Below are 12,840 nucleotides of genomic sequence, written 5' to 3'. Positions count from 1 at the left end.
CGCCGATGAACACCCCGGAGACGGCCGCGGCCGCCGACTGGCACGAGTGCCGCGTCACACTGACCGCCCCGCACAACTGGCTCGTACTCGACCTCACCGCCGAGCGGCCCGAGGAGTGGGCGCGGGCGGCGGCCGACGAGCACTTCTCGGCCGACGACACCCCCGCCGACTGGCGCGAGGCGTTCGCCGGGGACGTGCTCTGGTACTGGGCCGTCGCCGCCCGGCAGAAGGCGCTCTGCGCGGCGGTCCTCGCGCCTCAGGGCGGTGGCGTGGCCGCGTTCTACTGCGTACGGGAACTGGGGGGCGTCCCGGCCGAGTCGCTGCGCCTGGATGTGCTGCGCGCGGAGGCCGAGGCCGCCGAGGGGCCGTTCTTCCGTCCGCCGGAGATCACGGAGGTGGAGCTGCCGCTGGGTGCCGCGCTGCGGGTGCACCGCCTGGAGCCCACGGATCCCGAGGCCGACAGCGGCAATGTGCTGGAGGGTGTGGCGCATTACGTGCTGCCGCGCGAGCACCCCACCGCGTTGGAGTGCCGCCTTCTCTGGGGCGCTCCGGGGCTGGGCGAGGAGCTGGGAAAGATGGCCGACGAGCTGGCGGACTCAGTCCGACTTGTCTGACTCGCCGTCCTTGTCGAGAGAAGTGCCGAGGGAAGTGCCGGGAGAGGTGCCGGCAGGGGTGTCGGCAGAGGTGCCGCCGGAGCTGGGGAGCAGCCCGCCCACGCCTCCCAGTCCGAACCGTTCCCACGGGACGAAGGCCAGCGGCATCCAGCTGAAGCCGACGACGAAGACGCTCACCAGGGTCGTCGGTCCCTTGGGAAGGATCCAGCCGAGCTGGGCGGCAAGCAGCGAGACGACAACCAGGTAGACGCTGAACACCACGATGGCGAGCCCCTTGAGCAGGGCCTCGCCCGGTCCGAGCCTGGGCTTCTCGTCGGTCCCGCGGACCGCCGCGAGGAGGAGCAGGGGCAGCATCAGACCCAGCAGGCCACCCATGCCGATGCCGCCGATGCCCACGGCGTTCCGTCCGTCATCAGGGACCGCAGACGACAGGAACGAGTCGTCGGCCAGGCCGATGGTCAGGGCAACGCCCTCGAAGGCACCGAGCGTCATGGTCGCCAGGACGAGCAGCAGCCCCACACCGAACGCGATGTTCCCTGCCGCCGACCGCCCGGGACTCTGCCCCCGGGACTCCCCGGCCCCTGATCCAACAGACATGGACTCTCCCATTCCTCGCGGGGTCCGGACGAGGATAGCTGGCGGGGTCGGCCACGAGGAGTGGGACGGGGGCCGGAACCGGAGGGGGCGGCTCCACACGGAACCGCCCCGCGCGGCCGACCGGCGCCCGCACCGGCCCGGAACCAGTCGTCTAGCGGTTCACGGACTGGATCTCCTTGACCGTGACGTTCTCCTCGTACGTGGACAGACCGTCCGGCAGAGCGGGCTGCTGCGGCGGGCCGTCCGGGTCGGCGGAGTCGGTCCAGGTCACCTTCCAGGTGATCGACGCCTTGAAGGGGTAGGTGCCCGTGCCGGACGAGCGACGGTAGGTGACGTTGCAGCCCGCGTCCTCGCTGTCGACCGCGTAGCCGTTCTTGCCCTTGGCGAGGTCGTACGTGCAGGTCTGCGGGTCGGCGTCGTCGGTACCGGCCTCGACCTTGAGCGCGACCGGGGTCGCGACGGTGGTCGCGGCCATCTGGACGCCCTTGTAGTTGATGCTCGCGGTCGTCCACACGCGATCGAAGTCGCCCTTGAACTTCACCCGCGTACCGAGGTTCACGATGAGCCGGTCCGCGCGCGGGCTCAGTTCGACGGGCGGCGCGGGCAACTTGGTGGAGTTGAAGGCGAGTTCGGAGAGGGTCTCGGGGGTGAGCTTGTTGGGATCGGGCTGCGGGTCGGCCGGCGGGACCCAGATCTCCCAGTTGTCCGTGGTGACGGGGCAGGCGTCGGTGTACTCGTCGTTGCGGAACTGCACCTGCCACCACAGGCCCTTGTCGTCCTTGCGGTAGCCCTCTTCCTCGCGCTTCCTGGCGTAACTCGCCGCGGGCTCCTGCGCCCCGTCGTACGCGGTCTTGATGAACTCCTCGTACTCCTCGGACGTGTACATGGGCTCGTACCAGCAAACCGGGGGCTTCCAGTTCGCGTTCGAGGACGTGGTGGTCGAGGTGGGGCCGCCCGAACCGGCCTTGCTCTGGTCGATACGGATGTGGGCGCCGATGGTGCCGTTGCCGGATCCGGCGCCGGAGTCCTGGTTCGGCTGGTCGGGCGCGGTGGTCCCCTGGTCTCCGCCGGTGGTCTCACCCGCGTACGCCGGGAAGCCCGTCCCCAGCGCCATGACCAGCCCCGCGGCCACGGCCGTCCGCAGAACAGGACGAACCACGCCCGTCCCTGTGCCGATACTCGTACGTATCCTCGTACCTATCCCTGCACGCACGACGCGTCCCCCTTCTTCCAGTTCTGCTGCGTCACCTGCCAGTCGCCGCGGGAGTCCTTCTCGACCTGGAGCGTGTAGAGGACGAAGTCCTTGTCGCTCGGCTGGGTGCGCTGCACCTTCTCGGTCTTGATCACCTTGTTGTACGCCTTGCTCTGGTCCTCGCAGTAACGGGCCGCCGCCTTCTTGCCGTTCGCGACATCGGTGACCTCGAAGTCGAAGTACCGGTAGTCGCCCGTCACGGTCAGCCCGTCCTTCTTGACCGTCGCCACTCGATCGCCCCAGTAGGCGAGGGCATTCGCCGCGAAGTAGCGGTTCATGTTGGCGGTCCGGCCGTCCCCCTCGGCGAAGGCCTCGATACGGGCCTGCGCCGCGTACGCCACATCCCGCACGATCGCGTCCTTCGCCGCGTCCCCGGTCGACTCCTTCTCGACATCCACGTTGATGTCCGAGGGCAGGTCGAAGTCCGGCGCCCCCTTCTCGGCGGACGCGGACGCCGACGGTGTCGGAGAACTCGCCCCGTCCCCGCCCGCTCCCGCGATCTTGTCGTTCCCGGAATCGCCCGAATCACTACTGCAACCGGTGAGAGAAAGAGCGGCAGCAGCGAAGAGACAGGCCACGGCCGTCCGCCGTCGCGTGGTCAGCATGTACGTATCCCAGGGTTGAGTGATCGATATTTCCGGTAAGTGCGCTTTTGGTGAGCTTCAGTAGTGCTGGGCGGTGATGAAGTGCCTTGTGCCGGAACGGACTTGAGGGATCCGAGAGACCTGAGGGACACAGGTAGACACGCGAAGCAGTCGACATCCGGTTCCCGAACGCCAACGCCTCACGGTCACCGGGCAGCCCGGTTCTTCCCCTTGCCCTTCTTCCGCAGCTTCTTCATCCGGACCCGTTCCCGGGCGGCTTGCGCCTCGGCGCGGGCACTGCTCACACGGAAGGCGAGCCATCCCACGACGGCCGCCGTGAGCACGCTGGAGACGAGGGCACTGCCCGAGCCGGGGATGTACTCACAGCCGAGTTCGCTCGACGAGCAGTTCTTGCCGGGCAACGCTCCGAGTACGTACATGAACGCCCCGAACGCCGACCCGCCGCAGATCGATACGCCTGCCACACGGCCCGCGCGCCGCGGCTTCGAGGCGCCCGAGTCGACCGCCGAGAACCGCAGGGCGCCGATGGAGCCCGCCACCATGATCAGCCCGAAGACGGCACCTACCGCCCATGGCCCGCCGGGCCAGTCCAGCACCCATGGGGCGGACTTCCGGACGAACCATTTCCATGCCCCGAGAGCCACGAGGAGCACAGCACCTGCGCCGATGACCATTCCGGCGATACCCAGACCGTCCCGCGCCCGGAACCCCTGCCCGCCGTCGCCACTCATGGCACCCCCCTGAACCGAACCTGCCGTACCGAACCTGCCGCGGTCACGCGGGCCCCGGAACAGCCCGGTGCGGTGGGACGCCGAAGCCTCCCACCGCACCGGACCTGCACCGGGCGGCCCCAGCCGCCCAAAAGCGACGGGTCGCCCCAAAGGGCAGTTTCAGCCCTTGACGCCCTTGGCCAGCTCATCATCCAGGTCCTGGTACGCCTTCGCGGCGCTGGTCAGGAACTTGGACATGCCGGTCAGGCCCTCGATCGTGTCCTTCGCGCCCTTCTTGAACTCGGTGAAGGAGTCCTCGAAGGCCTGCGAGCCCTTGCGGGTGGTGTAGCCGTCCTTGACGAGGCCCTGGATGTAGCGCTCAAGGGCGTCGAGCTTCTCGTCGATCTTGTCCTTGGCGTCGGTCAGCTTGGTAGCCGCCTTGTGCATCTCGTCATAAGTGATATCTGCGTCTTTGCCGCCGGCCATGTGGCGTCCTCCATAACAACTCGACTTGCCGCAGGGCCAACCCCCGTGGCTCCCGTTGCGGATGATGCGATCGTCCGCCGAGTCTGCAGCTTACGCAGGACGCTTGCAGCCGCACACCCCGGATCCGTCAAGAGCCTTCAGGGAACCAGCACATACGCCGTTGCCTGTGGGAAGGGTGGAGCGGATATCGTCACGGGGCAGTAGGAGTGCAGTCAACGGGGAGGACGATCGTGCGCCTGACTCTGACCGTCGTCGATCCACTGGGCGGCGCCAACGCCGACGTGGTGCTCGACGCGGATCCCGAGTCCTCGGTGGGGGACATCGCGAAAGAGCTGGCCGCCCACGTCGGCTACAGCGGCGGGGCACAGATCATCCCCATCGGACAGCACGGACAGCAGGCGGGCAGCGGCGGGGCGCCCCTCGCCTATGTCGACGGCCATCCCGTCGACCCGGCCTCCACGATCGGCACCTCACCCCTGCGCGAAGGCGCCGTCGTCAGCCTGCACGACCCCGCCGGCTGCCTGCCCGGCGAGCCGACCGGCCTGGTCGAGCTGCGCGTCGCGAGCGGGCCCGCCGCCGGCGCCGTGCACCGGCTCGGCATCGGGCGGTACGACATCGGCAGCGGCCCCGCCTCCTACGTACGGATCGACGATCCCGAGCTTCCCTCCCGCGCGCTGACGTTGTCAGTTGCAACGGACGGAACCTGTCAGGTCGTCGCACACGGGGATGACCGGAACAACAGGGATGACAAGGACGACAAGGACAAGGGCGGCGTCACCCTCGACGGCGAGCCCCTCGACGGCAAGGACTGGCCCCTCGGCGCCCAGGTCGCCGTCGGCAACACCCTTCTCGAACTCGACCGCTATTCCCCGCCCAACGCCGCCCTGAAGTGGTCCGACGACGGGGCCGGGCTCGACTACAACCGGCCGCCCCGGCTCCAGCCGCCCGAGCGCCAGACCCGGTTCAAGCTGCCCGCCCCGCCGCGCGACTTCGAGGCCCGCCCGCTGCCCTGGCTGATGGCCCTGACCCCGCTGGTCGGCGCGGTCGTCGCCGTGATGATCTTCGGGCGCTGGTACTACCTGATCATGGCTCTGCTGAGCCCGCTGATCCTCTTCGGCAACTACTTCATGGACAAGAAGCACGGGCGCAAGTCCCATGCGAAGCAGGTCAAGGAGTACAAGGAGCACAAGGAGCGGATCGAGAAGGACGCTCAGGACGCCCTGATAGCCGAGCGGCTCGACCGGCGGCTCGCCGTGCCCGATCCCGCGACCGTGCTGTCCATGAGCACCGGGCCCCGTACGCGGCTGTGGGAGCGGCGGCGTACCGACGCCGACCATCTCGTCCTCCGCGTCGGCACGGGGCAGCTGCCCTCCGAGGTCGTGCTCGACGACCCCGAGCAGGACGACCACAAGCGCGAGGTCACCTGGAAGATCCAGGACGCCCCGGTGACGCTGCCGCTGCGCGAGCGCGGGGTCGTCGGGATCGCGGGCCCAGGCGACTCTGCCCAGTCCATCGGGCGTTGGATCGTCGCGCAGAGCGCCGTGCTGCACAGCCCGCTCGACGTGCAGTTCTACGTCCTCACCGAGAACAGCGCCCAGACCACCTGGGACTGGGTCCGCTGGCTGCCGCACTCGCGCCCCTCCGGCGCCCAGGACGCCAACGTCCTGATCGGTACGGACGCCGAGACCGTAGGCGCCCGCATCGGCGAACTCACCCAGCTCCTCGACGCCCGCCAGAAGGCGGCCAAGGAGAACGGGCGCCAGACCAGCTTCACCGACCCGGACATTGTGGTGATCTGGGACGGTTCTCGGCGGCTCCGGTCCATGCCGGGTGTGGTGCGGCTGCTGCGCGAAGGCCCGGGCGTCAGCATGTACGCGATCTGCCTCGACGCCGAGGAACGGTTCCTGCCCGGCGAGTGCCAGGCCATCGTCATCGCCGAACCGAAGCCCGAGGAGCACGTCACCTCGGTCACGGCGTCCCGGGAACCGGCCGCCCAGGGCAGCGGCTTCCCCTCCTTCCAGGCCTGGCACACCGCCGAGCCCGACGACCAGCAGACGGGCGAGCAGAAGCCGCTCGAACTGCGGCTGCGCGTCGAGCAGACGGGCACGGCCCGGGTCAAGAACGTACGGCCCGACTTCGTGTCGGCGGCCTGGTGCGCCCGTCTGTCCCGGTCCCTCTCCCCCATCCGCGACATCAGCGGCGAGACCGAGGACTCGGCGCTGCCCGGCTCCAGCCGGCTGCTCGACGTGCTCCAGCTGGAGCCGCCGACGAGCGACGCGATCTCCGCCCGCTGGCGCATGGGCGGGCAGTCGACGATGGCGGTCGTCGGTGAGTCGTACGACGGGGCGTTCGGCATCGACATCCGGCGGGACGGGCCGCACGGTCTGATCGCCGGTACGACCGGTTCGGGCAAGTCGGAGCTGCTGCAGACCATCGTGGCCGCGCTGGCCGTGGCGAACACACCCGAGAACATGACGTTCGTGCTGGTCGACTACAAGGGTGGCGCGGCCTTCAAGGACTGTGTGAACCTGCCGCACACCGTCGGCATGGTCACCGACCTCGACGCCCACCTCGTCGAGCGGGCCCTGGAGTCGCTCGGCGCCGAACTGCACCGGCGCGAGCACATCCTGGCCGCCGCCGACGCCAAGGACATCGAGGACTACCAGGATCTCGTACGGCGTGATCCCTCGAACCGGCCGCTGCCCCGACTCCTCATCGTCATCGACGAGTTCGCCTCGATGGTGCGTGACCTGCCCGACTTCGTGACGGGTCTGGTCAACATCGCCCAGCGAGGCCGTTCGCTCGGGATCCACCTGCTGCTCGCCACCCAGCGGCCGAGTGGTGTCGTGTCACCCGAAATCCGGGCCAACACCAACCTCCGTATCGCGCTGCGCGTGACGGACGGCGGCGAGTCGAGCGACGTCATCGACTCGCCCGAGGCCGGGCACATCTCCAAGAGCACGCCGGGCCGCGCGTACGTCCGGCTCGGGCACGCCTCGCTCGTGCCGTTCCAGTCGGGACGTGTCGGCGGTCGGCGGCCCGGAGCCGCCGACCCGACGGTGCTCGCGCCCTGGGCCGGGCCGCTGGCCTGGGAGGACCTGGGCCGTGCCGCGCTGGTCAAGCCGAAGGCCGAGGCGCGCGAGGAGGAGGAGATCACCGACCTGAAGGTGCTCGTGGACGCGATCCGCGACGCCAACGGGACGCTCGGCATCCCCTCCCAGCACAGCCCGTGGCTGCCCGCGCTCTCCGAGACACTGCTGCTGGACGAGGTCGAGATGCCCGCGGGAGCCGCACTCGCGGCGGGCAAGCTGCCGCCGGCCCCGTTCGGCGTCGAGGACCTGCCCGCCGACCAGGCCCGCCGCCCGGTCGTCGTCGACTTCTCCTCCTTCGGGCACCTCATCGTGGGCGGTGCGCCGCGCAGCGGCCGTTCGCAGATCCTGCGGACCCTCGCCGGATCGATCGCCCGCACGCACTCCTCGTCGGACGTGCACCTGTACGGCATCGACTGCGGCAACGGCGCGCTCAACGCGCTGACGCGGCTGCCGCACTGCGGTGCCGTCGTCGCGCGTAACCAGACGGAACGGGCCGTACGACTGGTCACGCGCCTCAAGGGCGAGTTGACGAGACGTCAGGACCTGTTGTCCGACAAGGGGTTCGCCGACATCGGTGAACAGCGGGCGTCCGTCACCGAGGAGGAGCGGCTGCCGCACATCGTCGTACTGCTCGACCGGTGGGAGGGCTGGCTGCCGACGCTCGGCGAGTACAACCACGGTGAGCTGACGGACGAGTTGCAGACGATGATGCGCGAGGGCGCGAGCGTCGGCATCCACCTCGTCGTCACGGGTGACCGGCAGGTGCTGCTCGGCCGGATGGCCTCGCTCACGGAGGAGAAGTACGGCCTGCGGCTCGCCGACAAGTCCGACTTCTCGATGCTCGGCATCAACGCGCGCAAGGTGCCCGAGGAGATCCCGCCGGGGCGCGGCTTCAAGAACGAGTCGGCGATCGAGACGCAGTTCGCGCTGCTGTCCGACGACCTGACCGGTCAGGGGCAGGCGGCGGCGCTCGCCACGATCGGCGAGGCGGCCGCGGCCCGGGACGCCGAAGTCCCGCGCGCCCGGCGCCCGTTCCGGGTGGACTCCCTGCCCTCCCGCATCGGTTTCGCGGACGCCTGGGAGATGCGGGACCCGGCGGTCGCGCAGTCCAAGCTGTGGGGTCTGGCCGGTATCGGCGGCGACGACATCATGGCCTTCGGCCCGGACCTCTCGCAGGGCGTACCGACGTTCGTCGTCGCGGGCCCCGCGAAGTCGGGCCGCAGCACTGCACTGCTGAACCTCGCCCGCTCGTACCTCCTCCAGGGCGTACGCCTCGTCATCGCGGCCCCGCGCCCGTCGCCTCTCCGTGAACTCGACGGCCAGGACGGCGTGCTGAAGGTCTTCACCGACGACGACATCGAGAGCGACGACTTCAACGAGGCGATCGAGTCGGCGTCCCCCGAGGAGCCCATCGTGGTCGTCGTCGACGACGGCGAGGTCCTGGAGGACGCGGACTGCGAGCGCGAGTTGAAGCGTCTCGTCCAGCGCGGCGCCGACCGCGGCCTCGCGCTCGTCATCGGCGGCGACGAGGAAGAGGTCTGCAGCGGCTTCTCCGGGTGGCAGGTCGAGGCCAAGAAGGGCCGCCGCGGCATCCTCCTCTCCCCCCAGGACTCCGGCGCCGGCGAACTGATCGGCATCCGCACCACCCGCAGCATGGTCGGCGGCCCGATCACCCCGGGCAAGGGAATGCTCCACCTGGGCAACGGGGAACCGGTCACGGTGACCGTGCCGCTGTAGCGGCGCGGAGGGTTCGGGCGTCGGCGGTCAGAGGCCGCCGACGCCCGGTCCGACGCCCACACCGACACCGCCGGCCATGCCGCTCAGCGGCTCATTCGACCTTCGACATCCGGGCCACCGGATCTCCCGCGTCCGCGTTGTCCGTCTCGTAGCGGAGGTCGTCGCCCACCGGGATCAGGCGGACCTCGTGGCGGCCCGTCGTGCACTCGGAGGTCGTGGACGGCTTGGAGATGCTGGTGGCGATCAGTTGCTTGGGTGTGACCTTCTTGAGGACGAGGTCGGTGTCGCAGATGCCGCCGATGAGGTCGGTCTGGCGGAAGGTGCCGAGCTGGTCGCCCACCTCGGCCTGGCTGACGGTGACGCGGAACGTACCCATGGGCAGCTTGCCGTCGAGGGCGAAGCCGTCGCCCTCCCAGGTGCCGAGGTAGGAGCTGGGGATCGCGGAGAGGTCGCTGCCGCCCGTGCCGGAGGCGCTCGGCGCAGACGCGCTCGGGGTGGCCGCGGGCTGGGAGTTGGCGGGTCCGCCCGCGTCGCTGCCACTGTCGCTGTCGTTGTCCCCGCCCGGCAGCAGGTCGAGCACGAACACCCCGCCGACCATCACCGCCGCCAGCGCTCCCGCCACCGCGAGCGCCACCGTGCAACTCAGCCTGCGGCCACGGCCGTTGGCGGTCGGTACGGAGGTCGCGGCCACGCTGACGGACACCTTGCCGGGGGAGGTGTCCGGGCCCGCCGCGTCGTGTGGTTCCGGAACATGGGTCGGGGGGCCGGACGGGGGTGCATGGGGTGACTGGGATGCGTGCGGCGCGTAGGGCGCGTACGACGGGTCCGGGGGGCCGAACACGCCGACGGGCGGTGCGGAGTCGGCCGGGGCCGGCGTCGCTCGGGGGCCTTCCGCCACCGCCGGTCCGTTGGAGCCGGAGTCCCCCACCGAAGGGCTGCTGAAGCCCACCACCCCCGACGGCGTCACGTCCGCCGCCTCCAGGTTCAGGATCTGGACCGCGCTGCGGCTGACCTGTTCCACCAGCGGTCCCGGCAGCCATCCCGCAGTCACCAGCCGCGCCGCACCCTCCGCGGCGAGGCGGGAAGCAAGAGTGGAGGGGGACGGGCGGGCGGCCGGGTCCTTCGAGAGGCAGTCGGCCACGATGTCCCTCAAGTCGCCCGACAGCGCGCCCAGTTCGGGCTCCTCGTGGACCACCTTGTAGAGGAGCGCGGCCGAGGAGTCGCCGGGGAACGGGGACGATCCCGTCGCCGCGTACGCCAGTACCGCACCCAGCGAGAAGACGTCCGCCGCGCCCGTGACCCCCTTGCCGAGGATCTGCTCGGGCGACATGTAGCCGGGCGAGCCGACGGAGACGCCGGTCGAGGTCAGGGAGGCCGTGCCGTCCGTCGCGCGGGCGATGCCGAAGTCGATGAGGAGGGGGCCGTCGAGGGTCAGCAGGACGTTCGACGGCTTGACGTCGCGATGCACGAGGTCCAGGCCGTGCACCGCCGACAGCGCCTCGGCGAGTCCGGCGCCGAGGACCCGTACGGAATGCTCCGGGAGCGGGCCCGAGTCGGCGACCGCGGCGGCGAGGGACGGTCCCGCGGCGTAGGCCGTGGCGACCCACGGGACCGGTGCGTCCGGGCCGGCGTCCAGAACGGGTGCCGTGTACGCGCCGCCCACCCGCCGCGCCGCCTCCACCTCCCGGCGGAACCGGGCCCGGAACTCCTCGTCGAGCGCGAAGTGCGGGTGCACGATCTTGACCGCGACAGTACGGCCGCCCGCGCTGCGGCCCAGATAGACACGGCCCATCCCGCCCGAGCCGAGCCGGCCCAGCAGCCGGTAGGGCCCCACGACGGTGGGTTCATCGACTCCGAGCGGTTGCATGGTGCCCGCACCTCCCCCGTGTTCCACTACCCCGTTCCCTACCCGTCCCCGTGCGTGCCGCGCCATCCCGCCGTGCCGCACTGTCCAGCAGGGTAATGCCGTGCCGTACGCGGGCGACCTTCCTTACGGCTGCAGCAGATCCACCTTCACGTCCGCCGCGAACCCGGTCGTCGACCCCACCCTCCGCGCGAACTCGGTGACCGCTTCCAGCTGCGGTCCCCCGAAGCGGAAGTCGAGGGTCGTGAAGTAGCGCTCCAGGACGCTCTCGTCGAAGGCCTCCCAGCGGGCCGCCTGCTCGGCGACCTTGCCGACCTCGTCGAGCGAGAGGTCCCGGGAGGCGAGGAAGGCCTCGTGGACCTGGCGTGTGAGGACGGGCTCGCGCTCCAGGTAGTCCCGGCGGGCCGCCCAGACCGCGAAGACGAACGGCAGGCCCGTCCACTCCTTCCACAGCGTGCCCAGGTCGTGCACCGCGAGGCCGTAGCGCGGGCCGTCGAGGAGGTTGGCGCGCAGGGCGGCGTCACCGATCAGGACCGCCGCGTCGGCCTCCTGCATCATCAGGCTGAGGTCGGGCGGGCACGTGTAGTAGGACGGCTGGACGCCGTACCGCTCCGACAGCAGGAGCTGCGCGAGACGTACGGACGTACGGGAGGTCGAGCCGAGGGCGACCCTGGCTCCGTCCAGCTGGTCCAGCGGGACCTGGGAGACGAGTACGCAGGACATCACCGGGCCGTCGCAGCCGACCGCGATGTCGGGGAAGGCGACCAGTTCGTCGGCGTGCCTGAGGAACTCGACGAGGGTGATGGGGCCGATGTCGAGCTCGCCCCGCACCAGCCGCTCGCTGAGCTTCTCCGGGGTGTCCTTGGTGAGCTCGAAATCGAGCAGCGTGCCCGTTCTCGCGAGCCCCCAGTAGAGGGGCAGGCAGTTCAGGAACTGGATGTGGCCGACGCGCGGCCTGGACGGGCGGGCGCCGGGACGCCCCTCGGGAGACTCGGGAGAATTGTCCACATCGCGAGGCTAGCGCCCATGGGGTACGGTGCAGGCTTCAGGGTCCCGAGTGGTTTCCGAAAGGATCTAGCCCGCTCCTGTCAACCCCTGTGACGCCAAGTGATACCTCAACGTCAACCCATCGGGCGACCCCGCCAAACTTCCGGGTGACGTGATCTTGCCCTCTATTGCTTTCGGCTGCCCTCGTGGGTACGCTCGTCGCAAGTTGCAGTTTGGTTTCCCTTGCAGTACAGAGCCTGCGGAGCATGTGACCGCGGGCTCTCGTCGTTTTCAGACGAATGCAGTTGTTTACAAGCTTTTGTTTACACCTTGCAGGTTCTGGAGCAGGGCAACCCTTTGGGCCCAAGGAGGGCTTATGGCTACCGGAACCGTGAAGTGGTTCAACGCTGAAAAGGGCTTTGGTTTCATCGCCCAGGAAGGCGGCGGCCCGGACGTCTTCGTCCACTACTCCGCGATCAACGCGAGCGGATTCCGCTCTCTCGAAGAGAACCAGGCGGTTACCTTCGACGTGACCCAGGGTCCGAAGGGCCCGCAGGCGGAGAACGTCACCCCCGTCTGATCCTTCGGCCGAGTCTTGGCTCCATGAGCCCAATACTCTGATCCGGAACCGAGTAGAAGTACCCAAGGAGCCCCTACACCGTCAGGTGCGGGGGCTCCTGCCTTTCCGGACGGCTCCTCCTGCCTTCTCAGGCACTGGGCGACGCCCGCTCACGCGCTCAGTGCCGCCCGCGCCTCGACCGCGTCCGCCGGGGCCCAGCCCTCGCCCGGTACGGAGGCGAGGTTGCGGGAGCAGCTGCTGAAGACGAAGCGCAAGCAGGGACGGCCTTCCTCGCCCCCGCCGCCCCTGCCCGTCCCGTCCCTGGGGCTCCGCCCCC

Annotated in this window: 10 protein-coding genes; 3 read left to right on the top strand and 7 right to left on the bottom strand. The window is 70.0% G+C overall.

The window, feature by feature from the left end; translation table 11 throughout:
* Nucleotides 1-5: 5 nt before the first annotated feature.
* Complete coding sequence (locus OG718_RS31575) at nt 6-614, top strand: hypothetical protein (protein ID WP_328845786.1); 609 nt, start codon at nt 6-8, stop codon at nt 612-614.
* Here the strand turns inward: OG718_RS31575 and OG718_RS31570 are convergent.
* From OG718_RS31570 to OG718_RS31550, 5 genes are all read right to left on the bottom strand, one after another.
* Nucleotides 597-1,211, bottom strand: coding sequence for a hypothetical protein (locus tag OG718_RS31570; RefSeq protein WP_328845785.1), 615 nt, complete (start codon nt 1,209-1,211; stop codon nt 597-599). The two genes, OG718_RS31575 and OG718_RS31570, sit on opposite strands and share 18 nt — an antisense overlap.
* 151 nt (nt 1,212-1,362) lie before the next feature.
* On the bottom strand, nt 1,363-2,370 hold the full coding sequence (locus OG718_RS31565; protein ID WP_328845784.1) for a hypothetical protein: 1,008 nt from the start codon (nt 2,368-2,370) through the stop codon (nt 1,363-1,365).
* Nucleotides 2,371-2,408: 38 nt separating this feature from the next.
* The gene (locus tag OG718_RS31560) at nt 2,409-3,068 is read right to left on the bottom strand and encodes a hypothetical protein (RefSeq protein ID WP_328845783.1); all 660 of its coding nucleotides are present in this window, start codon (nt 3,066-3,068) and stop codon (nt 2,409-2,411) included.
* Between the two features lie 185 nt (nt 3,069-3,253).
* Complete coding sequence (locus OG718_RS31555; RefSeq protein WP_328845782.1) at nt 3,254-3,799, bottom strand: hypothetical protein; 546 nt, start codon at nt 3,797-3,799, stop codon at nt 3,254-3,256.
* Between the two features lie 159 nt (nt 3,800-3,958).
* Nucleotides 3,959-4,264, bottom strand: coding sequence for a WXG100 family type VII secretion target (locus tag OG718_RS31550; RefSeq protein WP_079053446.1), 306 nt, complete (start codon nt 4,262-4,264; stop codon nt 3,959-3,961).
* 230 nt (nt 4,265-4,494) lie between these two features.
* Between OG718_RS31550 and OG718_RS31545 the strand changes: the two genes are divergently transcribed.
* Nucleotides 4,495-9,093, top strand: coding sequence for an FtsK/SpoIIIE domain-containing protein (locus tag OG718_RS31545; RefSeq protein WP_328845781.1), 4,599 nt, complete (start codon nt 4,495-4,497; stop codon nt 9,091-9,093).
* Nucleotides 9,094-9,184: 91 nt separating this feature from the next.
* Here the strand turns inward: OG718_RS31545 and OG718_RS31540 are convergent, their stop codons facing one another.
* Nucleotides 9,185-10,960, bottom strand: coding sequence for a serine/threonine-protein kinase (locus OG718_RS31540; protein WP_328845780.1), 1,776 nt, complete (start codon nt 10,958-10,960; stop codon nt 9,185-9,187).
* Between the two features lie 123 nt (nt 10,961-11,083).
* Nucleotides 11,084-11,965 carry a menaquinone biosynthetic enzyme MqnA/MqnD family protein gene (locus tag OG718_RS31535; RefSeq protein WP_328845779.1) on the bottom strand — a complete coding sequence of 294 codons (882 nt, stop codon included), beginning with the start codon at nt 11,963-11,965 and terminating at the stop codon, nt 11,084-11,086.
* 355 nt (nt 11,966-12,320) lie between these two features.
* Here OG718_RS31535 and OG718_RS31530 point away from each other — a divergent pair, with 355 nt between their 5' ends.
* Entirely contained in the window at nt 12,321-12,524 is a 204-nt protein-coding gene (locus tag OG718_RS31530) for a cold-shock protein (protein ID WP_033319512.1), read from the top strand.
* The last annotated feature ends 316 nt before the right edge of the window (nt 12,525-12,840 follow it).

The sequence above is a fragment of the Streptomyces sp. NBC_00258 genome (assembly GCF_036182465.1).
Lineage (GTDB): Bacteria > Actinomycetota > Actinomycetes > Streptomycetales > Streptomycetaceae > Streptomyces.
Note: the sequence above shows the minus strand (reverse complement) of the source record. Positions and strands in the feature narration are given on the sequence as shown.

Bases quoted from the DNA above. Each gene is read 5' to 3' on its own strand.
- OG718_RS31550 (WP_079053446.1), bottom strand. From the start codon at position 4,264: ATGGCCGGCGGCAAAGACGCAGATATCACTTATGACGAGATGCACAAG.
- OG718_RS31530 (WP_033319512.1), top strand. From the start codon at position 12,321: ATGGCTACCGGAACCGTGAAGTGGTTCAACGCTGAAAAGGGCTTTGGT.
- OG718_RS31570 (WP_328845785.1), bottom strand. From the start codon at position 1,211: ATGTCTGTTGGATCAGGGGCCGGGGAGTCCCGGGGGCAGAGTCCCGGG.
- OG718_RS31575 (WP_328845786.1), top strand. From the start codon at position 6: ATGAACACCCCGGAGACGGCCGCGGCCGCCGACTGGCACGAGTGCCGC.
- OG718_RS31540 (WP_328845780.1), bottom strand. From the start codon at position 10,960: ATGCAACCGCTCGGAGTCGATGAACCCACCGTCGTGGGGCCCTACCGG.
- OG718_RS31555 (WP_328845782.1), bottom strand. From the start codon at position 3,799: ATGAGTGGCGACGGCGGGCAGGGGTTCCGGGCGCGGGACGGTCTGGGT.
- OG718_RS31560 (WP_328845783.1), bottom strand. From the start codon at position 3,068: ATGCTGACCACGCGACGGCGGACGGCCGTGGCCTGTCTCTTCGCTGCT.